Source organism: Microbacterium sp. 1.5R (assembly GCF_007667425.1).
In the GTDB taxonomy this organism is placed as follows: domain Bacteria; phylum Actinomycetota; class Actinomycetes; order Actinomycetales; family Microbacteriaceae; genus Microbacterium.
Map to the genome: position 1 here is coordinate 1,078,137 of NZ_VDRC01000001.1, position 22,306 is coordinate 1,100,442.

Genomic DNA, 22,306 nt, shown 5'->3' on the forward strand with positions numbered 1-22,306 from the left:
GTCCGTGCCGCCGCCGACGCGAACTCGCGGCACGAAGTGCGACCGGAACCCCGAAGATCACTCACGCGTGCGCCGGAGCCCCCTCGATCGAGCGACGGGTGACGCGCTTGCGGAACACCCAGTAGGTCCACGCCTGGTAGGCGAGCACGAGCGGGGTCGCGATCAGCGCCGTCCAGCTCATGATCTCCAGGGTATATCGCGTGCTCGAGGCGTTCGCGATCGTCAGGCTGTTCGCGTCGGCCATGGTCGAGGGCATGACGTACGGGAACAGCGCGGCGAACAGCATCACGACCGCGAGCATCACCGTCACCATGCCCGCGAAGAACGCCCAGCCGTCCCGGCGCACGAGCGACAGGCCGACGGCCGCGACGAGCGCGACGGCGGCGAGCGCACCCGCCCCGAGCACGAGCCACAGCAGCGGCGCCTCGCGGTTCATCGCGATGACGGCCGTCCAGACCACGGTGCCGGCCGCGGCGAGGATCGTCGGACCGGCGGCGAGCTTGGCCAGCCGATGCGCGTCCTCGTGCACGGGTCCGTCTGTCTTGAGCGCCACGAACAGCACGCCGTGCAGGAAGAACAGCAGCAGCGTCGTGACGCCGACCAGCAGCGCGTACGGGTTGAGCAGCGCGAAGAAGCCCCCGACGTAGACGTGGTCGGCGTTCAGCGCGACGCCCTGCACGATGTTGCCGAACGCGACGCCCCACAGCAGCGCGGGGACGACCGACCCGATCACGATCATCCGGTCGAAGCCGCGCTTCCACGCCGCGCTGTCGCGCTGGTGGCGGTACTCGAACGACACCCCGCGCAGGATCAGCGCGAGCAGGATGAGGAGCAGCGGCAGATAGAACCCGCTGAACAGCGTCGCGTACCACTCGGGGAACGACGCGAACAGCACGGCGCCGGCCACGATGACCCACGTCTCGTTGAGGTCCCACACCGGGCCGATCGTGTTGATGACCTGGCGGCGCGAGACGTCGTCCTTGCCGAGGAACGGCAGCGACATGCCGACGCCGAAGTCGAACCCGTCGAGCACGAAGTAGCCGACGAAGAAGAAGGCGACGATGAAGAACCAGAGCGTTGCGAGATCCATGGTGTTCCTTCCTCTCAGTACACGACCGACGGCAGCTGGGCCGTCTCCTCGTGGGGTTGCTCGTCGGTGTCAGGACCCTTCTGCGCGGCCTTGACGATGAGGCGCACCTCGACGACCGCGAGCGAGGCGTAGATCGCGGTGAACGCGATGAGCGAGATCAGCACGTCGACGCCGGTGACGCCGGGTGAGACGCCGTCCTGGGTGGTCATGAGCCCGAAGACGATCCACGGCTGGCGGCCCATCTCGGTGAACACCCAGCCCATGATGTTGGCGGCGAGCGCGAGCGGGAACGACCAGATCGCGAGCTTCCACATCCACGGCGCCGGCGGCTTCTTGGCGCCCTTGCGGGTCAGCCACAGGCCGACGACCGCGACGAGGCCGGCGGCCATGCCGAGGCCGATCATCCAGCGGAACGCCCAGTACGTGACCCAGAGGATCGGGGCGAACTCGGTGAGGCCGGTGTCGGCGAACGTCGTCGCGTACTCGGCGTTGAGGTCGTTGATGCCGTGCACGCACGCGTCGAACGTGTGCGTCGACAGGAGCGACAGCAGGTACGGCACGCGGATGCTGAACAGTTCGGAGCTGCCGTCGGGGGTGCCGAGCGTGAAGAGGCTGAACGCGGCATCCGGTCCGCAGACCGTGTTGAACGTCGCCTCGGCCGCGGCCATCTTCATCGGCTGCGCCGCGTACATCGCGAGGCCCAGCTGGTCGCCCGTGAGCACGACGCCGGCGGTCGCGACGATCATCGACCACAGGCCGAACTTCAGCGAGATGCGCATGGTGTCGAAGTGCTGCCCACGGGCCAGGTGCCAGGCCGACACCGAGATCACGACGCCGGCGGCGAACATCAGCGCACCGAAGATCGTGTGCGGGAACGCGGCGAGCGCGACCGGGTTCGTGAGCAGCGCCCAGAAGTCGGTGAGCTCGGCGCGGTTCGTCTCGGGGTTGAAGACGTAGCCGACCGGGTTCTGCATGAACGCGTTCGCCGCGATGATGAAGTACGCCGACAGGATGCTGCCGATCGAGACGCACCAGATCGTGGCGAGGTGCAGCTTCTGCGGGAGCTTGTCCCACCCGAAGATCCACAGCCCGATGAACGTCGCCTCGAAGAAGAAGGCGAGCAGTCCCTCGAACGCGAGCGGGGCGCCGAACACGTCGCCGACGAAGCGGGAGTAGTCAGACCAGTTCATGCCGAACTGGAACTCCTGCACGATGCCGGTGACCACGCCCATGGCGAAGTTGATGAGGAAGATCTTGCCGAAGAACCGGGTGAGATGCAGGTACTGCACCTTTCCGGTGCGCACCCACGCGGTCTGGAAGATCGCCGCCACCAGCGCCATGCCGATCGTGAGCGGCACGAAGAGGTAGTGGTAGACGGTCGTGAGGCCGAACTGCCATCGGGACAGTGCGAGCGGGTCGAGCCATTCCATGCGACCACTCCTTCTTCTCTGTCTGCGGGTACGCCGGGGAGAGGTCTGCCGCCCCCGTCGGGCGGCTGACCGTTGATCAGGTGACGCGCGCTAGGCGGCGGTCATCTCCGTGAGACGCAGCTGCACGATGCACTCCTCCGGCGGCGGGCAGTCCGCCGCCCGGTCGGAGGTGCGCACGGCCTCAGCGGCGAGCGGCCCGCCGGCTTCGGCGAGCACCCCCTGCATGAGGCCGAGGTGCACGGAGCACAGCATCGGACGGTCTTCGGCGCGGCCCGCGGCGTGCGGGCAGGGGCTGAGGTCGACCGTGAGCTGCTCGTCGTCGACGACGGGCTCGAAGCCGCTCTCCTCCAGGTGTTCGATCAGGGCATCCAGCTGGTACGTCGCGTCTCGGCCGAGGGCGGATGCCGTGGCGGGCAGCATCCGACGAAGCAGATCGCCGCGTTGCGCGGCGGCCTTCGCCTTGTCGCGCGCGATGGGGCTCGACGCGTCGCCCGCCCCGGTGGCCGCGCTGTACAGGGTGCGCGGGCGGCCGCGGGTGGTGCGGTGCTCGGTGGCCTGGATGACGTAGCCGCCCTCGATGAGGCGCTGCAGGTGCTCGCGCACCGTGTTCGGATGCAGTCCTGTGGCCTCGCACAGCTCGCCGATAGTGCGCTCGGCGCGGCTCTGCGAGGTGCCGCACTCGAACAGCGTGTGCAGGATCCGCACCCGGGAGAACGTCGAGATCGGCCCGCAGACGGGCGCTCCGTTGGCCATGGATCCAGTATCCCGCGAGGACGAGAGCCGTTCGAGGCTTCCGGCCGTGAATAATGCCCGCCGCGATAGGGATGTCGGATACCGGCGATAGCCTGGCTGCATGGCTGCCCGTAAACCCGCTCCTCCCGCGTACGTCTGCACGGAATGCGGGTGGACGACGGCGAAGTGGGTCGGCCGCTGTGCCGAGTGCCAGCAGTGGGGAACCGTGCAGGAGCAGGGGGCGCAGACCGGCATCCTCAGTCGCGTCACACCGCTCGCCCCCGGCGCCGATCGCGCCGCGCGGCCGATCACGCAGATCACGACGACCGATGCACCGCGACGCACGAGCGGGGTATCGGAGTTCGACCGCGTGCTGGGCGGCGGCATCGTGCCCGGGGCGGCGATCCTGCTCAGCGGCGAGCCCGGCGTCGGCAAGTCGACGCTGCTGCTCGAGGTCGCGGCGCGCGCCGCGCACGCGGGGCGGCGCGTGCTGTATGCGAGCGCCGAGGAGTCACCTGCCCAGGTGCGGCTGCGCGCCGAGCGGACCGGGGCGCTGCACGACGAGCTGTACCTCGCGAGCGAGACCGACCTCGCGACCATCCTCGGCCACATCGACCAGGTCGCCCCGCAGCTCGTCATCGTCGACTCGGTGCAGACGGTGTCGTCGTCGCTCATCGACGGAGCCGCCGGCCAGCCGAGCCAGGTGCGCGAGGTCGCCGCGACGCTGATCCGCATCGCGAAGGAACGAGGGCTGCCGATCATCATCGTCGGTCACGTCACGAAAGACGGCCAGGTCGCCGGGCCCCGCGTGCTCGAGCATCTCGTCGACGTCGTCTGCCACTTCGAGGGAGACCGGCAGACGTCGCTCCGTTTCATCCGCGCGCTCAAGAACCGCTTCGGCCCGACCGACGAGGTCGGATGCTTCGAGATGACCGGAGACGGCATCGCCGAGGTCCCCGACCCTTCGGGGCTGTTCCTCTCGCAGGGCGAGACCGAGCCGGGCACGTGCGTCGCGATCTCGCTCGAGGGGCGGCGGGCCCTTCCCGTCGAGGTGCAGGCGCTCACGGTGAACACCACCGCGCCGAATCCGCGTCGCGTCGTGAACGGGCTCGACTCATCGCGGGTGGCGATGGTGCTCGCGATCCTCGAGCGTCGAGCGCAGATCAAGACGAGCACGCTCGACGTCTACGTGTCGACCGTGGGAGGGGTGCGCTTCACCGAGCCCGCCGCCGATCTGGCGATAGCGATCGCCGTGGCGGGGTCGATCCAGCAGATCTCCGTACCGCGCACGGTCGCGGTCGTCGGCGAGCTGAGCCTGGCCGGCGAGATCAGGCCCGTGACCCAGTCGGCGCAGCGCCGGTCCGAGGCGTCGCGCCTCGGCTACGAGCAGGTGGTCGATGACCGCTCGAAGACGCTGCGCGCGGCGCTCAACGACGTCCGGGCGCGCAACACGTCGCGCCGCCGCGAGGGCGACATCCCGCCCTTCTGACTCAGGCGTCGAGACCCTTCTGACTCAGGCGTCGAGAGCCTTGAGGATCTCCTCGGGCGAGGCCTGCATCGGATGCGGCCCGGCGATGTCGAGGAACACCGTCGTGATCGGGTGCGCCGAAAGGAACGTCCGCAGCCAGTCGGCGCCGAAGACACCGACGCCGGGCGGCAGGTTGGCCGGCTTGTTCTTCGCGTCACTGAACAGCAGCAGCGCGAGGTCGCCGCTGTTCGGGTCGCGATAGGTCCATACTTCGCCGCTGTCGAGCGGGTTGTCTCGCGCGCCCGGTGAGAGCAGGGGCACCACGGTCGTGCCGTGGCGCAGGGCGAGGGCGACCGCCGCGACATCCTGCTTCTCGAGCGCCTGGGCGAGAGCATCCGACCGGAAGTCCTCGGGTGCGGGCTTGCTCTTGGCGGGCTTCGCCTTCTTCGCTGCCATGCCTCCAGCTTATGGCGACGCGGCGTATCCGCAGGCGGAGGGCCCGGCGGGTACCGCAGGTCTCGGCGGGCCAGCGGGCGACGAGGGCATCGGCGGGCAACGCGAGCATCGGCGGCCCAGCGGGCAACGCGAGCATCGGCGGGCCAGCGGGCAACGGGGCCAGCGGGCGTCGCGGGCGACGGGATCGGGCCGGAGACAGAATGGGGCCCTCTCGAGTCCTCCATTGGGGACTGGGGTACTCGAGAGGGCCCAGGCTCTCGTGGCGGCAGTGTCGAAGCGCTGGGGACGCTGTGAGTCGACGCCATTGGGGATGGCATAGTGCCGCAAAGATCTGGAGAGCCATGGCAATGGTATCCCAAAGATGCGAGCGCGTCACCATCGAAGCTGAACGCGGGTCGGTATTCACCCTCCGGACACGTGCGGGACACCTCCCAGCATCCGCTCTTCACCCGCAATTCCCCCGACCCCCGACCCCGAGATCAGGAGGATGCGCCGAGATCAGGACGATCCGGGCCGAAGTGTCATGATCTCGGACGAACCTCCTGCTCCCAGGGCGCCCTCCCAGGACGCCGACCCAGGGCGCCGACCCAGGACGCCGACCTCGAAACAGGAGGATGCGCCGAGATCAGGACGATCCAGGCCAGAGCGTCCTGATCTCGGGCGAACCTCCTGCTCTCAGGACGCCGCCCAGGACGCCGACCTCAGTACAGGAGGATCTGCGTGGTCGAGGCGGCGGCGAACCCGCCGATCTCGACGGCCACGTGGTACGACGAGCCGCCGCCCGGCGCGCGGGGGCGGTTCTCCTGCGCGCAGGTGTCGACGCTCGAGCGCGTGCGATCCCAGACCACGGGTACCTTGCTCGTCACGGTCGCGCCGGCCGAGAGCGTGGCGATCATGCTGCTCGGGTTCTCCTGGCAGTCGGTCGACCGCCACCACACGTCGGCGCCGCTCGAGACGGTGAACCGCTGTGTGCTCGATCCGACGTCGATCGTGCAGTCGGTGGGGCCGTTGTTGGTGAGCGAGATCGACAGGTTCGGCAGCTGGCCCGCGGCGTAGGTCTCGGCATCCGTGACGGCCGTGACCACGACGTCCTTCGCTTCGCACGCCACGATGCCGGGGGTCTCTTCCGCCGTCGGTTCGTCCGACGGTCCGTCCGACGGTCCGTCCGACGGCTCACCAGTCGGGGTGTCGGACGGCGAGGCCGATGGCGTGGCGCCGTCCGTCGCAGCGGGCGACGCCGAGGGGCTCGGCTGCGGTGCGGTCTCGGCCGCGCTGGCCCAGGGCCGCGAGACCAGCAGCCACACCGAGACGCCGACGACGGCGACGAGCACGATCAGTGCGACCATCATCACCAGTCGCCGACGACGGTAGACGGCGGCGGACTGACGAGGCATGTCTCTAGGTTAAGCGATCGACCTGTCGATCCCCCGGAGACTCAGCCGGGGATCCCGATGCGCCGCTCGCCGGAGCGCAGCTGCTGGATCACGACGGCGATCACGAGCAGCGCGCCCTGCGCGACGTTCTGCCAGAACGAGTTCACCCCGAGGATGGTCATGCCGTTGGTCAGCACACCGAGCAGGATGACCGCGAGGATCGTGCCCGAGATGGTTCCCTTGCCGCCCTTCAGCGCCGCGCCGCCGAGCGCCGCAGCCGTGATGGCCTGCAGCTCGAGTCCCTCCGACCCCGAGATCGGCTGGCCCGATCCGGTGCGGGCGGTGATGAGGATGCCGGCGATCGCCGCCACCGCGCCGGTCACCATGTAGACGCCGATGATGTAGCGGTTGATGTCGATGCCCGCGAGGCGCGAGGCGATGTTGTTGCCGCCGACCGCGTAGATGTTGCGGCCGACCGAGGTGTAGCGCAGCACGATGTGCGCGAGCAGCGCCACGAGCAGCAGCACGAGGATGAGGGTGGGGATGCCGCCGATCGCCCCTCGTGCGAGGAACACGAAGAACGGGTCGGCGCCGGTGTACCCCTGCGCGCGGCCGTCCGAGATGAGCTGCGCGATGCCTTTGAACGCCGCGAGGGTCGCGAGCGTGGCGATCACGGGGTTGACCCGGCCGAACACGATGATGCAGCCGTTCACGAGGCCGCAGAGCACGCCGATGCCGATCGCACCGGCGACTCCGAGCACGGGGCCGGCCGCGGTGAAGATCATCGCCGACGTCACCGAGGTGAGACCCGCGATCGACCCGACCGAGATGTCGAGCGCTCCGAGGATGATGACGATGGTCTGCACGACGGCAAGCAGTCCCATGATCGCGATGGCCGTGCCGATGACCTTGAGGTTCGCGACGCTGAAGAACAGCGGGTTCTGCAGGCCGATGACGGCGACGACCAGCACGATCGCCAGGATGAGCGAGACGTTCTGCACGCCCACCCCTCCGAGGATCCGCCGCAGGAGCGACGGACGCTCGGCGGCCGGCCTCTCGACGGTGTCCGTCGCGGCCGCTCCTGTCTTCATGACTTCGGGGTTGTCGACCTTGTCGCTCATGCGGCGACCTCCTCGTCCATCGCGAGCGCGAGAATGCTCTCTTCGGTTGCCTCGGCGCGCGGGAGTTCCCCGGTGATGCGGCCGTGGGCCATGACATAGATGCGGTCCGAGACGCCGAGCACCTCGGGGAGTTCGCTGGAGACCACGATCACGGCGACGCCCTCGTGCGAGAGGCGGTCGATGATCGCGTAGATCTCGGCCTTCGCGCCGACGTCGATGCCGCGCGTCGGTTCGTCGAGCAGCAGGATGCGCGGCGCGGTGGCGAGCCAGCGGGCGAGCACCACCTTCTGCTGGTTGCCTCCCGACAGTCGCCCGACGAGCTGCTCGGTGCCGGGGGTCCGGATGCGGAGGGAGTCGACGTAGCCCTGAGCGAGCGCCGTCTCGGCGGAGTCCTTGACGAAGATCCAGCGCGACAGCGATCGGAGCACGGCGAGCGCGGCGTTGTCGCGCACGCTGCGTTCGAGAAGCAGCGCCTCGGCCTTGCGCTCCTCCGGTGCGAATCCGATGCCGGCCCGGATGCTGTCGCGGGGGCTGCGGAATCGTCTGACCTTCCCGTCGACGGCGATCGTGCCGGCCGTGATGGGCAGGTCACCCGCGATCGTCTTCATGAGTTCGCTGCGTCCGGCGCCGACGAGGCCGGCGATGCCGACCACCTCGCCCGCCCTGACCGACAGGGAGACGTTCTGCACGAACTCGTTCGTCACGTCGTCGAGCTCGAGCGCGACATCGCCGAGCGCCGCGGGCTCGCGGTGGAAGAACTGGGTGAGATCGCGCCCGACCATCATGCGCACGAGCTCGTCGTGGTTGGTCTCGCCCACGGCCTTCGTGCCGACGAAGGCGCCGTCGCGGAGCACGGTTATTCGGTCGGCGAGCTGGAAGATCTCGCCCATGCGGTGCGAGACGTAGCCGATCGCCACGCCCTCCTCCTGCAGCTGGCGGATGAGGGCGAAGAGCAGCGCGACCTCTTCGTCGCCGAGAGACGAGGTCGGCTCGTCGAAGCAGATGACCTTCGGGCGTGCGATGACGGCGCGCATGATCTCGACGATCTGACGCTGCGCCGGCGACAGATCGGCCCCGAGGGTGCGGGCGTCGATGACGCGGTCGAACCCCCAGCGGCGCAGCTCTGCGGTGGCGGTGCGCTCGAGCCGGCCGCGACGGTATCCGCCGGCGCCGAGCGCGCCGATGTAGATGTTCTCGGCGACCGATACCCACGGGACGATCTCGGGCTCCTGGGCGATGACGCGCAGCCCGGCATCCCGAGCATCGGCGGGGCCGGAGAACGACACGGCCTCCCCGCCGAGCGACAGCTCGCCGCCGTCGGGCTGGTAGTCGCCGCCCAGGATCTTGAGGAGCGTCGACTTGCCGGCGCCGTTCTCGCCCATGAGCGCCGTGACCTCGCCGGCGCGCAGCTCGAGTTCGACGCCGCGCAGAGCGCGCACGGGGCCGAACGACTTGGTGATCGCCTGTGCGCGCAGCGCGACGGCCGGATCGGTCATGGTGTCCTCTCGTGTTCATGTACTGGGGAGGCGGGGGCGGTCGTGTTCACGGCCGCCCCCGCGCGGAGGGACGTCAGGTGCAGACGACGCCCTTCGCCTCCCAGTTGGAGGCATCGACGATCTCGGTGTTGGCGACGGTCTTCGGCGGCAGGTCGGTGCCGTTGCGCAGCAGGTCGACCATCGAGGTGACGGCGGCCTTGCCGACCTCGACGCCCGAGATGAACAGCGCCGACTTGTTCCCCGTCTCCTGACCGGCGTTCCAGTCCTTGCAGGTCAGGTAGGCGCCGAGTCCGACGCCGACGATGTCGGCCGGGGCGACGCCGGAGTTCTGCAGGGCCGTCACGACGCCGGTCTCGTTCTCGTCGTTGCAGCCCCAGACGACCCAGTGCTTGACGCCGGAGTTCGCGGTGATGACGGCGCCGGCCTTGTCCTGCGCGTCGGTGGCGGAGTTGTCGGTGCCGACCTCGATGACCTCGGGGCCGTCGGGCACGGCCTGCGAGAAGGCGTCGATCGCACCGTCGACGCGCTCGACGCAGTTCGGCTGGTCCTGCTTGTAGGCAGAGAGGATGCGGGTGTCGGCGGCCGCCCAGCCGGCCTCCTGGTAGAGGCGGGCGGCATCCGCTCCGACCTTCTCGCCCATCGAGGTGCCGTCGAAGCCGGTGAACGGGGCGGCGTCGCCCTTCGCGTCGACGATCGGATCGTCGGCCGCCATGAGCGGGATGCCGGCGTCGGCGGCGAGCTGGATCACCTGCGGGCCGATCTGCGTGTCGGGCACGACGATGATGATGGCGTCCACGCCCTGCGCGATCGCGGCCTCGACCTCCGAGATGGCCTTGTTCGAGTCGGTGCTGACGTCGACGACGTTGATTGTCACATCGCCGTCCTCCTTCGCCGCCTCCTTCGCGCCGTCGGCTTCGTCGATGAAGTACTGCTGGTCGCCCTGCTTCTGGATGAGGGCGATGGTGAGCGGGCCGTCCGACGTGCCTCCGCCGCCCGCGGCGGGCTCGGCAGTCTCCATTCCGGACGAACAGGCGGTGAGTGCGGCGAGCGCGAGGACGGCGGCGCCGCCGGCGGCGGTCCGCGCCCAGAGGCGGCTGCGGGTGGCGAACATTGAGACTCCTTCGTCTTCGTGCGTGACCGGCCAGGACAGCCGGCAGGTGTGCGGAACAGATCGAACGTACATCGCCCGGCCGGTGCGCGTGGAGGACGATCAAACGGATCATATGGACGTTCCTCTGACTCCACCACGCCGCGGTTCACACAGGCCCGGTCGGCACTGTGACCGCGTCGGGGCATTAGCCTGGCAGTATCGGTCGCCACGGCCGTGTGAGTCGCCGCCGACCTTCAGGACACCTCATGGACGAGACGCCTATCACTCCTCCCCCGCACTATCGGATGGAGGGTTTCGAGCACCAGCGTCTGTGCGTGCTGCCCAGGCCGCTCGTCGACAGCGCTCTGAACACCGCCGGCACGAGGCGGCTGCTCGTCACGGACGCCGGATACTTCCCGCAGGCGCGCGGGCACCGCCGGGTGCGGCCCCGCGGAACCGTCGAGACGGTGGTGCTGCTGTGCGTCGCAGGACGAGGCACCGTCACGGTCGCCGGCGAGGCACACGTCCTCACCCCGTCGACGTCGATCGCGATCTCCGCCGGCACCCCGCACTCGTACGAGTCGTCGGACGACGACCCGTGGAGCATCTGGTGGCTGCATGTGCGGGGAACGGATGCCGCGGAGCTCGCCGCCCAGACTCTCGGCAGGCAGAGTCCGACGACGCGGCTGCGGTCGATCGACCGCGTCGTCGCGCTGTTCGACGAACTGGTCACGGTGCTGGAGAGGCGGCTGTCGCCCCCACAGCTGCTCGTCGCCTCAGGCATCGCCTGGAATCTGCTGACGCGCATCGCTGCCGACAGCATCCTCCCCGGCGAGGGGTCGGCGCTGGAGCGGGCGATGCGGTACCTGGAGTCACGAGTCGACGGCAACATCCAGGTCGCCGAGCTCGCGGCGCTCGTCGGCATGTCGCCGTCGCATCTGAGCGCGCTCTTCCGGCAGGCCACCGGCAGCGGGCCGGCGGCGTTCCACACCTCGCTGCGTATGACTCATGCCCGCAACCTGCTCGACACGACCTCGCTGTCGGTACGCGAGATCGCGACCGCAGTCGGCTACATCGATCCGCTGTACTTCTCGCGGCACTTCCGCCGTCTGCACGGCGTGAACCCGACGAGCTACCGCGCCCAGCACAAGGGCTGAGCAGGAGACGGATGCCGCGTCACCGCCCGACGCGGCGGATGGTCCACCCCGCGCCCACCGACCCGCCGGGAGGCACGACGAGCAGATCGTCGCCTGATCGGAACGCGTCGGGCGGACAGGTCGTGGGTTCGACGGCGAGACCGACCCGGTGGTCGGCGCCGACGCCGTGGTCGGCCGTGTAGATCTGCACCCATGGGCACCGCTCGTCCCACTCGACCTCGACCCCGCGACCCTCGGCGTCGGTGAGGCGCGCGCGGGCACGGCCGTCGCGGAAGACCAGCCCGGTGAACGCGTTGTTCACGACGAGGTCGCCGAGGTGTCGACCGCGGCGGAAGTCGCGGCCCCCGGGGTCTTCGGAGACCGCGACGAGGCGATCGGGCAGCATCCGATCCTCCGTCACGAGCAGCACGCGTTCGGCGTCGAGTTCGAAGGTCAGCGCGTCGATGGCACGCGCACCGGCGGGCGCCGCGGTGAGGTACGGATGCCCGCCGAGCCCGACCGGGGCAGCGGTGTCGCTCTCGTTCGTCGCCGTGACCTCCTGGGCGAGCCCGTCCGGTCCGAGCCGGAACTCGACGTCGATCCGCAGCCGCCACGGATACCCGGGCTGCGGAGCGACCACCGCGGTGAGCACGGCGTGGTCGGCGGCCGACTCGGTTACCGCGAAATCGCTCCACCCCGCGAGGCCGTGGGCGGCGGTGCGGGTCTCGGGTTCGTTCTGCACGAGCCGGTGCACCTCGCCGGCGAACGTGTATTCGCCGTCCGCGATCCGGTTCGGCCACGGAGCGAGCAGCGCTCCGCGCATCGCCGGACGCAGCTCGTCGGCCGCGAAGGGAACGATCAGGTCGACGCCGTCGTGCTGCAGCGTCCGCAGCGCCGCTCCGACGCTCGCGATCGAGGCGCGGTAGCGACCCGCACGCAGGTCCACCGGGATGCCGGAGAGCGGCACCGTCACGACTCGTCCTCGCCCACCTGCGTGAACAGCAGCAGTTCGGGAAGGCTCGTGGCGAAGTAGTCGGTCACGCCGTCGTCGTGCTTCGCGACCGGCGGCACGTACGTCGCGCGGGCTTCGCCGAGCGACGCGGGCGGATCGGTGCGCGGCATCCCCAGCCGGTCGAGGGTGAGGTCCCAGGTCGCGATGGCCTGCCCCTCGCCGCCCTCCCAGGGGCGGAACGAGCGACCGAGCAGGATCGCGTGCGCACGGGCCGCATCGCCCTCGGCCACCAGCAGCCTCGCGTACTCGATCGTGAAATCGTCGCGGGTGAGCACGAGCTCCTCGACCGGACGGAGCGCAGAGAGCCGGTCCGACGGGACGTGACCGAGACGGGCGGCGAGCTGGTCCTGCTCGTAGCGGATCCTCGCGTCGCGCGGTGCGAGCTCGACGGCCTCGGCGTACAGCGCCGACGCCCGGTCCTCGTCATGCTCGACGTTGTAGGCGGCGAGGCCCGCGTTGCGCAGCAGCACGGCATCCCGGTGCCCGCTGTCTATCGCACGGTTCCAGGCCGCGGCGGCGTCGCGTCGGCGGCCGTGCGCGTACAGCAGCATGCCGATGAGTGAGAGGGCGACGCCGTCGGCGGGATCGGCTGCGATCGCGCGTTCGAGCGCTTGCAGCGCATCGAGGCCGAACGGGAAGGCCCAGCGCTGATCTGCGGCGCGGGCTCTGCGGCGGTGCCGCGCGGCCTCATCGTGCGCGCCGCGGTCGTCGAGGATCGCCGCCGCCACATAGTCGGCCACCGGGCGGACGTTGCCCGACCGGCGCACCGGCGCCCCGACGGCGGCCTCGAGCAGCGGCAGCGCGTCGTCTCCTGCGCCCGCGTGGGTCAGGTCGAGCGCGACGTCGAGCAGCAGTCCGGCGTCGTCATCGAGGCCCTCGCCTGCGAGCACCCTCAGGGTGGCGTCGAGCGGGTCGACGATGAGCGCCGCACGGGCGATTGCCGCGGCTTCGGCGAGGTCGCCGTGCGCGCGAAGCGCCATCACCCGCAGAGCGATGCGACGGGTGTCGTGGCCGACCGTGGCATCGAGCTGGTCGAGCACGCGCAGGGCGGCGCGGACCCGTCCGGTGCGCAGCAGCGACCGCACGAGCTCGACGCCCGCCGCCGCCGCCCACGTTCCGTCCCACCCGGCCTTCCCGAACATCTGCTGCGCCTCGTCCTCGCGGCCGAGCCGGGCGAGTGCGAGACCGGCGAGGTAGTACGCCTCGGTGTCCGTCGGGTTCGCGTTGCGGCGGGTCAGCCGCGCGATCGCCGCGCGAGAGTGCTCCAGCGCCACCTCGAAGCGTCCGCTCCGGTGCGCACGATCGGCGAGAGCGAGGTGGGTGCGCGCGTCGCCGGGGTCGATGCGCAACGCCGCGCGCCAGTAGGGCAGCGGCGAGCGCGTGGGATGCCGGTTCTGGGCGAGGTGCAGACCCGTGAGGTACAGCTCCTCGACGCTGTCGATCTCGTCGGGGCCGGGCGGCTCCTCGGCGACCCACGGCTCCTCGTCGGGGGCATCCGACAGCGCCCATCGCACGAGCAGACGGCCGTCGGCGTCGACGAGCTCGACCGACAGAGCCGGCGAGTCCGCGGCATCCGATTCCAGCGTCTGCGGTTCGCCCGGCACGAGATCGGTCGTCCGCTCGGCGACCACGCGAGCGCCGTCGAGGATGCGGAGGACTGCGCCGGGGCGCGGGCTCGTCACGGCGAACCGGGCGGACACCGCGCCGTCGCGGTCGACGTGCACGGCCGCATCCGGCGTTGCCTGGTGCGCGGCGCCGATCGCGGGGATCGGGTACCAGAACTGCGAGAACACCTTGGTCTCGCCCGGCAGCAGCCACGCGAAGTCGGGCTGGTTGTCGGTATAGACGCCGGCCATGAGCTCGACGTACGGGCCGTCGGCATCCGTCAGCTGCGCATCCCAGGCGTGTCCGAAGGGCGCGTCGCCCCACGTCCACTGCTTCTTGCCCGGCGCGTGCCGACGCTCGGCCCAGTGCACGAATCCTGCCCCCGCGGCATGGTCGTAGCCGCCGAAGAAGTCCTGCTGCGAGTCGACGATCATGTACGAGGTCGGCACCGGGATGTTCCGGTAGAAGTCGATGCGGTCTGCGCCCTCGTGCTCGGCGGCGAGCGCCGGATAGTCGACGCCGTAGTACGGGCGGTCCGCCCGCGGGAACGCCGTGAGTGCGCGGCGCGCGTGATCGGCGACGTACCGCACGTCCTCCGGGAAGAACGACTGGTACTCGTCGTGCACCCGCGCCGCCACATTCGCCCACCAGAGGAACGACTGCCGCTCGCTCGTGCGGTTGTGCAGGCGCGCGACGAGTTCGACCACCGAGCTCCCCGGACGCAGGCGGATGCCGTGCTGCGCCGACATGCGGGTGAACGGATCGTGGTCGTGGCACCACACCGTGACCGAGCCGTCGTCGGCGTTCTCGATGGTCGTCTCGACGGGCAGGTAGGTGCCGGGGCGGTGGTGCTGCGGCCAGTTGAACTCCACGCCGCCGCTGATCCACGGCCCCGCGAGTCCGACCAGCGCCGGCTTGATGACGTTGTTCCGGTAGAAGAAGTCGTAGCCGGTGGTCTTGTCGAAGCCGATGTGGATGCGACCCCCGAGCTCGGGCAGCACGACGAGGCGCAGATACTCGTTCTCGAGATGGATCGCCTGCCAGGCGCGCATCACCGGCTCCTCGGCGATGCGCTCGGTGAACGGGATCGGATACACCTTGCCGCTCGAGCCCTGGTACACCCGCTGGTCGAGATAGAGCGGATGGATGCTGGGCTCCCCGGCCTCGTAGGTGCGGATCTCGAGCGGCTCGCTCCACGCCACCGCCGCGCCGTCTTCGAGCGCCTGACGCGTGGCGCCGGTCGCCTCGGGGAGGACGATCCTGCGATCGGCCTGCGGCTCCGTCGTATGCGGGTCCATGGTCGATCCGACGTCGAGGCGGGGGTCGTTCATCTGGGAGTCCTCCGTGCAGCAGCGTGCCGCCGACATCGCTCCATCGACGACAGGACGCATGGTCCTGCCACGAAGCTAGCCGCGCCCCGAGCGCGTCCCCATGGGGCGAACGGGGGAGAACATGGACGATCCGATGGATCGTCCCGCCTCAGAGGGGCGGCGATCCGTCTCGCCGCCCCTCAGGGGACCAACGTCAGAAGATCACTTCCTGCACCTCACGATCGAGGGGATCATCGACGGAATGTCGAGCTGTAGGCACCTTCCGTCGCCGACGGCGTTCGATGCGGTCGTGGCGATGATGCCGACCGCCGCCGCAGAGGCGGCGTACACCGCGGCCACGATGGCCGGAGCCGCAGGACCGGCCGCCGCGGCGATGGCCGCCCCCAAGCCGACAACGCCCGCAATGATCACTCCCTGGTCGCGCATCCCCCGGGTCTCAGCCTTTGAATACGTTAGTCGAATGAAGTATCCCATCCACTTCACTTCGGGATCCGCCACCACCGGAAATGCCGTCACCGCGTCGAAGTCGATCGACTGCGTCAGGGTTGAACCATTCAGATGGTACGAGGTCGGAATCGACACGCCGTTCGCATCTACAGCCCAGGCTGGCTCGATCTGGGCAATGACCATCTCGACTTCTACATCGCCCGTCTGAGCCTCTTCCGGCCCGGGCGCAACGAGATCGATACCTCCGTCCGCCCGAGGCTCCGCGGCGACGCCGTGAGGAACCTCGATCGCGAAGTCGTAGGACGACGGCGCCGCCTCATCGGGAATCACCACGACTGCCCGCGCTGAGATCGCGCCGCCGCTATCAGACTCTGCGCGGGGCTGGGTGTATTGCGCCGTCACCAAGGGTTCATCTCCCAGCGTCTGTGAGGTGTCATCGGTGAATTTCGCGTTACTGGGCATACCTATCGACATGGCGTTTCCATCAGCGTCCTCGAATTCGATGCTCTCAGCATTCGCGTCTCGCGATACCGACAGGTTGAGGTCGGGAACCAGCGCGTGACTCTCGAGCACGCGGTCCGCACCGGGTGCTCCCGCGAGCAATTGCTCGATACTCGGCTCAGCGGTGCTCTCATCCGCGACTGCCGTGAGCGAACCAGTCAACGACAAGGTGACTACCGCAGCGATGGAAGTCGCTGCGCGGAGTTTGGAGTCCATCTTTTCTCCTTGATTGCGTACGATGATGCCGTGGAAATAATGTGGATGACCCTCATCATTCTCGCCAGCTTCGGCGTTATTTCTCTTGCAGTGCGACGCAAGAGATGACGCCGACCCTCGGTACCGAGAGATGAGGTCAACGTACGCGTCAGGAGCGAGGTCGAATAGCCCCGACGGGACGGATTGCAAATTGCGTTCCGGAATATGGGAATTTTGATTTCACTGCGATTCCCGCGAAGATCGGCGGCGACACTGGCTTGCGCCTGAGATCAAGTCGCATGGCGATCCTCGGCGGCGGCAATCGCCCTGCGCGATCCGATGGATCGCCGCGCCTCAGCGAGGCGCGATCAGAGCCGCTTGAGCATCCGCGTGTTGCCGAGTGTGTTCGGCTTCACGTGCGCGAGATCGAGGAACTCCTCGACACCCGCGTCACCGCTGCGCAGCAGCTGGGAGTACACATCGGAGTCGACGACCTGCTCGCCGATCGGGGTGTAGCCGCGGCGTCCGAAGAAGTCGACCTCGAACGTGAGGCAGAACAGGCGGCTGAGACCGAGCTCCCGCGCCTGCCCCTCCAGACGATCGACGATCGCGCGACCGACACCGTGGTGCAGCCAGTCCGCGCGCACCATGAGCGTGCGCACCTCGCCGAGGTCCTCCCAGAACACGTGCAGCGCGCCGCAGGCGATGAGCTCGCCGTTCGCCTCGGCCACGACGAACTCCTGGACGGCTCCGTAGAGCACGGCCAGATCCTTGCCGAGCAGGATGCGCTGCTCGACCATCGGCTGCAGGAGATCGCGGATGCCGACGATGTCGGCGCTCCGCGCCGGCCGCACGATGTATTCGCTCATCCCTCCAGCCTAGACACGAAGATTCACCGCCCGCCGGGAACACCCCGGGTACGACAAAGGGGCGGATGCCGCAGCATCCGCCCCTCTCGTCGTCTCTGATCAGTCGTTGCCGGTGATCGCGAGGTCCGGCGTCGCCGTGATCTCGCCGCCGGTGTTCACGCCGACCGCGACCTTCTCGCCGCGCGGGCCGTGCTCGAACAGGAACTCGCCGTCCTTCGCATCGACCTTGACGTGGTCACCGGGGTTGAGCTCGCCGTGCAGGATCTTCTCCGACAGACGGTCCTCGACCTCGTGCTGCATCGCGCGACGCAGCGGTCGGGCGCCGAGAGCCGGGTCGAACCCGATCTCGATGAGGCGCTCCTTGGCGGCCAGCGAGAGCTCGATCGTCATGTCGCGGTCCAGCAGACGCTCGCCGAGGCGCTTGGTGAACAGATCGACGATCTGCACCAGCTCCTCCTTGTTCAGCTGCGGGAACACGATGATGTCGTCGACACGGTTCAGGAACTCGGGCTTGAAGTTGCGCTTCAGCTCCTCGTTGACCTTGCCCTTCATGCGCTCGTAGGTCGTGGCGTTGCTGCCCTCGATCTGGAAGCCCACCGGACCACCGGCGATGTCACGAGCACCGAGGTTGGTGGTCATGATGATGACGGTGTTCTTGAAGTCGATCACGCGACCCTGGCCGTCGGTCAGACGACCCTCTTCCAGGATCTGCAGGAGCGAGTTGAAGATGTCCGGGTGCGCCTTCTCGATCTCATCGAAGAGCACGACGCTGAACGGCTTGCGGCGCACCTTCTCGGTGAGCTGGCCGCCCTCTTCGAATCCGACGAATCCGGGAGGGGCGCCGAACAGACGCGAGACGGTGTGCTTCTCACCGAACTCGCTCATGTCGAGCGAGATGAGGGCTGCCTCGTCGTCGAACAGGAACTCCGCGAGGGCCTTGGCGAGCTCGGTCTTTCCGACACCCGTGGGGCCGGCGAAGATGAACGAACCGGAGGGGCGCTTGGGGTCCTTGAGTCCGGCGCGCTGACGGCGGATGGTCTTGGAGAGGGCCGCGATGGCCTCCTCCTGACCGATGACGCGCTGGTGCAGCGCCTTCTCCATGAAGACGAGCCGGGAGGACTCCTCCTCGGTCAGCTTGAACACGGGGATGCCGGTGGCCTGGGCGAGCACCTCGGCGATCAGGCCCTCGTCGACGACCGCCTGGGTCGCGACGTCACCCGAACGCCACTGCTTCTCGAGGCGCAGGCGCTCGGCGAGGAGGCTCTTCTCCTCGTCGCGCAGCGATGCGGCCTTCTCGAAGTCCTGCTCCTCGGAGGCGATCTCCTTCTGCTCGCGCACGGCGGCGATCTTCTCGTCGAACTCGCGCAGCTCGGGCGGGCTCGACAGGATCGACAGACGCAGGCGGGCGCCGGCCTCGTCGATCAGGTCGATGGCCTTGTCGGGCAGGAAGCGATCGGACACGTAACGGTCGGCGAGGTTGGCCGCCGCGACGATCGCGCCGTCGGTGATCTGCACCTTGTGGTGCGCCTCGTAGCGGTCGCGCAGTCCCTTGAGGATGTTGATCGCGTGGGGCAGGCTCGGCTCGTTCACCTGGATCGGCTGGAACCGGCGCTCGAGCGCGGCATCCTTCTCGAAGTGCTTGCGGTACTCGTCGAGCGTGGTGGCGCCGATGGTCTGCAGCTCGCCTCGTGCGAGGAGCGGCTTGAGGATGCTGGCCGCGTCGATCGCGCCCTCGGCGGCACCCGCACCCACGAGGGTGTGGATCTCGTCGATGAAGACGATGATGTCGCCGCGGGTGCGGATCTCCTTGGTGACCTTCTTCAGGCGCTCCTCGAAGTCACCGCGGTAGCGGGAACCGGCGATGAGCGAGCCGAGGTCGAGCGAGTAGAGCTGCTTGTCCTTCAGCGTCTCGGGCACATCGCCCTTGACGATCGCCTGGGCGAGGCCCTCGACGACGGCGGTCTTGCCGACGCCGGGCTCACCGATCAGGACCGGGTTGTTCTTGGAGCGGCGGGAGAGGATCTGCATGACCCGCTCGATCTCCTTCTCGCGCCCGATGACCGGGTCGAGCTTGTTGTCGCGCGCGGCCTGGGTGAGGTTGCGACCGAACTGGTCGAGCACCTGCGACCCGCCCTGCGCGGCGGGAGTGTCGTTGGACTGGGCGCCGACGGATGCCGGCTCGCGGCCGGGCGCACCCGACAGGAGCTGGATGACCTGCTGGCGCACCTTGTTGAGGTCCGCGCCGAGCTTGACGAGCACCTGCGCGGCGACACCCTCGCCCTCGCGGATGAGACCGAGCAGGATGTGCTCGGTGCCGATGTAGTTGTGGCCGAGCTGGAGGGCCTCGCGGAGGCTGAGCTCGAGCACCTTCTTGGCGCGCGGCGTGAACGGGATGTGCCCGGTCGGCTGCTGCTGACCCTGGCCGATGATGTCCTGAACCTGCTCGCGGACGGCGTCAAGGGAGATGCCGAGACTCTCGAGCGCCTTGGCGGCGACGCCCTCGCCCTCGTGGATGAGACCGAGCAGGATGTGCTCGGTGCCGATGTAGTTGTGGTTGAGCATCTTCGCCTCTTCCTGGGCGAGGACGACCACACGACGGGCTCGGTCGGTGAATCTCTCGAACATGCTGTGACTCCTTATTCGCACGGGGGCGAAGCGGGGATTCCTCGACGGTCTCCGCGCCTGTACATCGAGAGTAACCACCGTGCGGAGGCAGTATGCCCGTGTTCGCCCTGGGCATAGCGCCGGGGCGTCTGCCGGCCGATCGCCCGGAGGAGCTGTTGACGGACATATCGAGAGTCGTTATGTTAACGATTGTCGGTAACAACGATAGTCGATAAGGAGCGGACCATGTCCTCCATGAAGAACGACCGCACGCTGAGCCGCGGCGACGTCGCATCCCTCGTCGGGTTCTGCATCGCCGGCGCCGTCATCGCCCTGTACTTCACGGTCTTCTCGATCATGCGGATCATCGAGCTCGTTCGGGGGACCGACGTGGCGGTGCCGGTCGAGTTCATGGGCGACAGGGTCGACCTGCCCCTGACCACCGGCGGAACCGTCGCGGTCGAACTCGGCAGCGGCACGATCGTCGCGCCGCAGCTCCCTCTCGTCGCCGTCGTGCCGGGGGTCATCGCGCAGATCGTGCAGATCATCGCCGTGGTCGTCGTCATCGCGTGCCTGATCCTGCTGGCCCGCAGCACGATCAGTGGGAGGATCTTCGGCCGTGGCCGGACGGCGCTCGTCGCGACCGCCGGCATCACCGGCCTCGTCGGCTTCTCGGCGGTGCGCTTCTTCGACAACATGCTCGCGAACGCCGCAGTGTCGCGCCTCACCGAGAACGGCATCGACAACGCCGTCATCACCGTCGAGCCCTTCACCTTCATCCTCGCCGCATTCGTCGTGGCCCTCATCACCACGGTCTTCTCGATCGGCGACCGCCTGCAGAAGGACACGGAAGGACTCGTCTGATGTTCACCTTCACCTCGCAGACCGTCTGGCCCGCGCTCGCGAACATCGCGATCGCTCTCGCAGTGTTCGCCCTCGTCATCCTGCTCGTCGTGTGGATCGGGCGGCGCCGCGGCAGCACCACGATCGCCCTCGACACGACGCTCACCCTGACCAGCGTGTGGGTGCTCGGCTCCGTCGTGGGAGCGGTGATCCACGTCGTCAAGGCCTTCGCCGTCGACTGGGCCGAATTCGACGGCGCGACCGCCGTGTACCTGGACTGGCCCGACGGCATCCCCTGCTCGATGTTCGGCGATGCCGCGACCACCATGCTCACCTGTGGCTCGGAGCAGCTCACCTCCTTCACCGTAGGAGACGCCTCGCTCGGGCTGCGTCTGCTGGCCGCCGCGGCGCACATCGCCGTCCTCCTCTGCCAGACCACCCCGGTCGCCGTGCTGGCCGTGATCTGCTTCAACACGCTGCGCGGACGCGCCTTCACCCGGACGCTCACCCGCGCCCTCGTCGGCGGAGCCATCGCGATGCTCGTGTTCGGCATCGCGGCCGACCTGCTGAGCGGCATCGCCGCCACGGCCGGCCTGCGTGAGGCGCTGCCTGCCGACAGCGAGTGGTACCCGTGGGGATACCAGGTCACCGTGACACCCCTGCCGTTCATCGGAGCGCTCCTGCTCGCCGCTCTCGCCGGCGTCTTCCGGGTGGGGATGAGACTGCAGCAGGAACGCGATGCGCTGCAGCGCGAGAACGAGACGCTCGCAGACGACACCAGGGGCCTCGTGTGAGCCCGGCCGAGAACGACGACGAGCTGACCGGCATCCACTGCCGTCTCGACGAGCTTCTGACCGAGCGCGGCATGACGCTGACCGAGTTGAGCGCCCGCGTCGGCGTGAGCATCGTGAACCTGTCGGTGCTCAAGAACGACCGGGCCAGGGCGATCCGGTATTCGACTCTGCGGGCGATCTGCGATGCGCTGGAGTGCGAGGTCGGCGACCTGCTCGTGCTGGCCTGAGGGCCGGATGCCGGGGTCAGGCGACCGGCGGCACCGGCGGCTGCGGCGGCTGCGGCGGCTGCGGTGCCGGTGGAGTGAGCGGCTCGACGACCACCGCGGTGCCGTACGCGCAGATCTCGGTGAAGTTGGCGATCGACCCGGCGTCGAACCGCATCGCGACGATCGCGTTGCCGCCGCGCTGCTGCGCCTCGGCCCACATCCGGCCCATCACCACCTGACGCGCCTCGTACATGACCTGGGTGTACTCGGGGATCTCGCCTCCGCCGAGCGAGCGGAACCCCGCCGCGAAACCCTGGCCGAAGTCGGTCGACCGCACGGTGAGGCCCATGACCTCGCCGAGCACCTGGGTGATGCGGTAGCCGGGGATGTCGTTCGTCGTCACCATGAACATCTCGCCATCGTGACAGAACGCGAAGCGGGGGAACAGATTCTGGCGTGGGGATTTCTCCCCATGCAACCCCCTCTATGAATTCGCTGTGCACCAAT

19 protein-coding genes are annotated in these 22,306 nt (G+C 68.9%); 5 read left to right on the forward strand and 14 right to left on the reverse strand.

Features of this window, described 5'->3' with window-relative positions:
* Window positions 1–61: 61 nt before the first annotated feature.
* The 3 genes from cydB to FSY98_RS05360 all read right to left on the reverse strand — a co-directional run bounded on the left by cydB (window position 62) and on the right by FSY98_RS05360 (window position 3,273).
* Window positions 62–1,090 (reverse strand): cytochrome d ubiquinol oxidase subunit II, encoded by a 1,029-nt coding sequence (gene cydB, locus FSY98_RS05350; protein ID WP_144874625.1) that lies wholly within the window; start codon window positions 1,088–1,090, stop codon window positions 62–64.
* Between the two features lie 14 nt (window positions 1,091–1,104).
* On the reverse strand, window positions 1,105–2,520 hold the full coding sequence (locus tag FSY98_RS05355) for a cytochrome ubiquinol oxidase subunit I (RefSeq protein WP_144874627.1): 1,416 nt from the start codon (window positions 2,518–2,520) through the stop codon (window positions 1,105–1,107).
* 90 nt (window positions 2,521–2,610) lie between these two features.
* Window positions 2,611–3,273, reverse strand: coding sequence for a metalloregulator ArsR/SmtB family transcription factor (locus FSY98_RS05360; protein WP_144874629.1), 663 nt, complete (start codon window positions 3,271–3,273; stop codon window positions 2,611–2,613).
* Between the two features lie 100 nt (window positions 3,274–3,373).
* Here FSY98_RS05360 and radA point away from each other — a divergent pair, with 100 nt between their 5' ends.
* The gene (radA, locus tag FSY98_RS05365) at window positions 3,374–4,741 is read left to right on the forward strand and encodes a DNA repair protein RadA (protein WP_144874631.1); all 1,368 of its coding nucleotides are present in this window, start codon (window positions 3,374–3,376) and stop codon (window positions 4,739–4,741) included.
* A 24-nt stretch (window positions 4,742–4,765) separates the two neighbouring features.
* On the opposite strand, the gene FSY98_RS05370 is transcribed toward radA, so the two are convergent.
* From FSY98_RS05370 to FSY98_RS05390, 5 genes are all read right to left on the reverse strand, one after another.
* A complete protein-coding gene (locus tag FSY98_RS05370) occupies window positions 4,766–5,176 on the reverse strand; it encodes a dehydrogenase (RefSeq protein ID WP_144874633.1) in 411 nt (136 codons plus the stop codon).
* Between the two features lie 701 nt (window positions 5,177–5,877).
* Window positions 5,878–6,570, reverse strand: a complete 693-nt coding sequence (locus FSY98_RS05375; RefSeq protein ID WP_144874635.1) for a hypothetical protein — start codon at window positions 6,568–6,570, stop codon at window positions 5,878–5,880.
* Window positions 6,571–6,611: 41 nt separating this feature from the next.
* Entirely contained in the window at window positions 6,612–7,670 is a 1,059-nt protein-coding gene (locus FSY98_RS05380; RefSeq protein ID WP_222119113.1) for an ABC transporter permease, read from the reverse strand.
* Window positions 7,667–9,166: a sugar ABC transporter ATP-binding protein gene (locus FSY98_RS05385; RefSeq protein WP_144874637.1), complete on the reverse strand. Its 1,500-nt coding sequence runs from the start codon at window positions 9,164–9,166 to the stop codon at window positions 7,667–7,669. Before FSY98_RS05385 ends, FSY98_RS05380 begins: the two co-directional genes overlap by 4 nt.
* Before the next feature lie 73 nt (window positions 9,167–9,239).
* Window positions 9,240–10,277: a substrate-binding domain-containing protein gene (locus FSY98_RS05390; protein ID WP_144874639.1), complete on the reverse strand. Its 1,038-nt coding sequence runs from the start codon at window positions 10,275–10,277 to the stop codon at window positions 9,240–9,242.
* Window positions 10,278–10,522: 245 nt separating this feature from the next.
* Here FSY98_RS05390 and FSY98_RS05395 point away from each other — a divergent pair, with 245 nt between their 5' ends.
* Complete coding sequence (locus tag FSY98_RS05395; protein ID WP_144874641.1) at window positions 10,523–11,413, forward strand: AraC family transcriptional regulator; 891 nt, start codon at window positions 10,523–10,525, stop codon at window positions 11,411–11,413.
* Window positions 11,414–11,432: 19 nt separating this feature from the next.
* Here FSY98_RS05395 and FSY98_RS05400 read toward each other — a convergent pair whose 3' ends face one another.
* From FSY98_RS05400 to FSY98_RS05420, 5 genes are all read right to left on the reverse strand, one after another.
* Entirely contained in the window at window positions 11,433–12,365 is a 933-nt protein-coding gene (locus FSY98_RS05400; RefSeq protein WP_144874643.1) for an aldose 1-epimerase family protein, read from the reverse strand.
* The gene (locus FSY98_RS05405) at window positions 12,362–15,340 is read right to left on the reverse strand and encodes a DUF5107 domain-containing protein (protein ID WP_186307552.1); all 2,979 of its coding nucleotides are present in this window, start codon (window positions 15,338–15,340) and stop codon (window positions 12,362–12,364) included. Before FSY98_RS05405 ends, FSY98_RS05400 begins: the two co-directional genes overlap by 4 nt.
* Window positions 15,341–15,541: 201 nt before the next feature.
* Window positions 15,542–16,504 carry a hypothetical protein gene (locus tag FSY98_RS05410; protein WP_144874647.1) on the reverse strand — a complete coding sequence of 321 codons (963 nt, stop codon included), beginning with the start codon at window positions 16,502–16,504 and terminating at the stop codon, window positions 15,542–15,544.
* Between the two features lie 347 nt (window positions 16,505–16,851).
* Window positions 16,852–17,352, reverse strand: a complete 501-nt coding sequence (locus FSY98_RS05415; RefSeq protein WP_144874649.1) for an amino-acid N-acetyltransferase — start codon at window positions 17,350–17,352, stop codon at window positions 16,852–16,854.
* Between the two features lie 99 nt (window positions 17,353–17,451).
* Entirely contained in the window at window positions 17,452–19,977 is a 2,526-nt protein-coding gene (locus FSY98_RS05420; RefSeq protein ID WP_144874651.1) for an ATP-dependent Clp protease ATP-binding subunit, read from the reverse strand.
* Window positions 19,978–20,202: 225 nt separating this feature from the next.
* On the opposite strand from FSY98_RS05420, the gene FSY98_RS05425 reads away from it, so the two are divergent.
* From FSY98_RS05425 to FSY98_RS05435, 3 genes are read left to right on the forward strand one after another with little or no spacing between them, the layout of a single operon-like run.
* A complete protein-coding gene (locus FSY98_RS05425) occupies window positions 20,203–20,820 on the forward strand; it encodes a hypothetical protein (protein WP_144874653.1) in 618 nt (205 codons plus the stop codon).
* Entirely contained in the window at window positions 20,820–21,593 is a 774-nt protein-coding gene (locus FSY98_RS05430; RefSeq protein WP_144874655.1) for a hypothetical protein, read from the forward strand. Before FSY98_RS05425 ends, FSY98_RS05430 begins: the two co-directional genes overlap by 1 nt.
* Window positions 21,590–21,820 carry a helix-turn-helix transcriptional regulator gene (locus FSY98_RS05435; protein ID WP_144874657.1) on the forward strand — a complete coding sequence of 77 codons (231 nt, stop codon included), beginning with the start codon at window positions 21,590–21,592 and terminating at the stop codon, window positions 21,818–21,820. Before FSY98_RS05430 ends, FSY98_RS05435 begins: the two co-directional genes overlap by 4 nt.
* A 16-nt stretch (window positions 21,821–21,836) precedes the next feature.
* On the opposite strand, the gene FSY98_RS05440 is transcribed toward FSY98_RS05435, so the two are convergent.
* On the reverse strand, window positions 21,837–22,211 hold the full coding sequence (locus tag FSY98_RS05440) for a YbjQ family protein (RefSeq protein WP_144874659.1): 375 nt from the start codon (window positions 22,209–22,211) through the stop codon (window positions 21,837–21,839).
* Window positions 22,212–22,306: the final 95 nt, after the last annotated feature.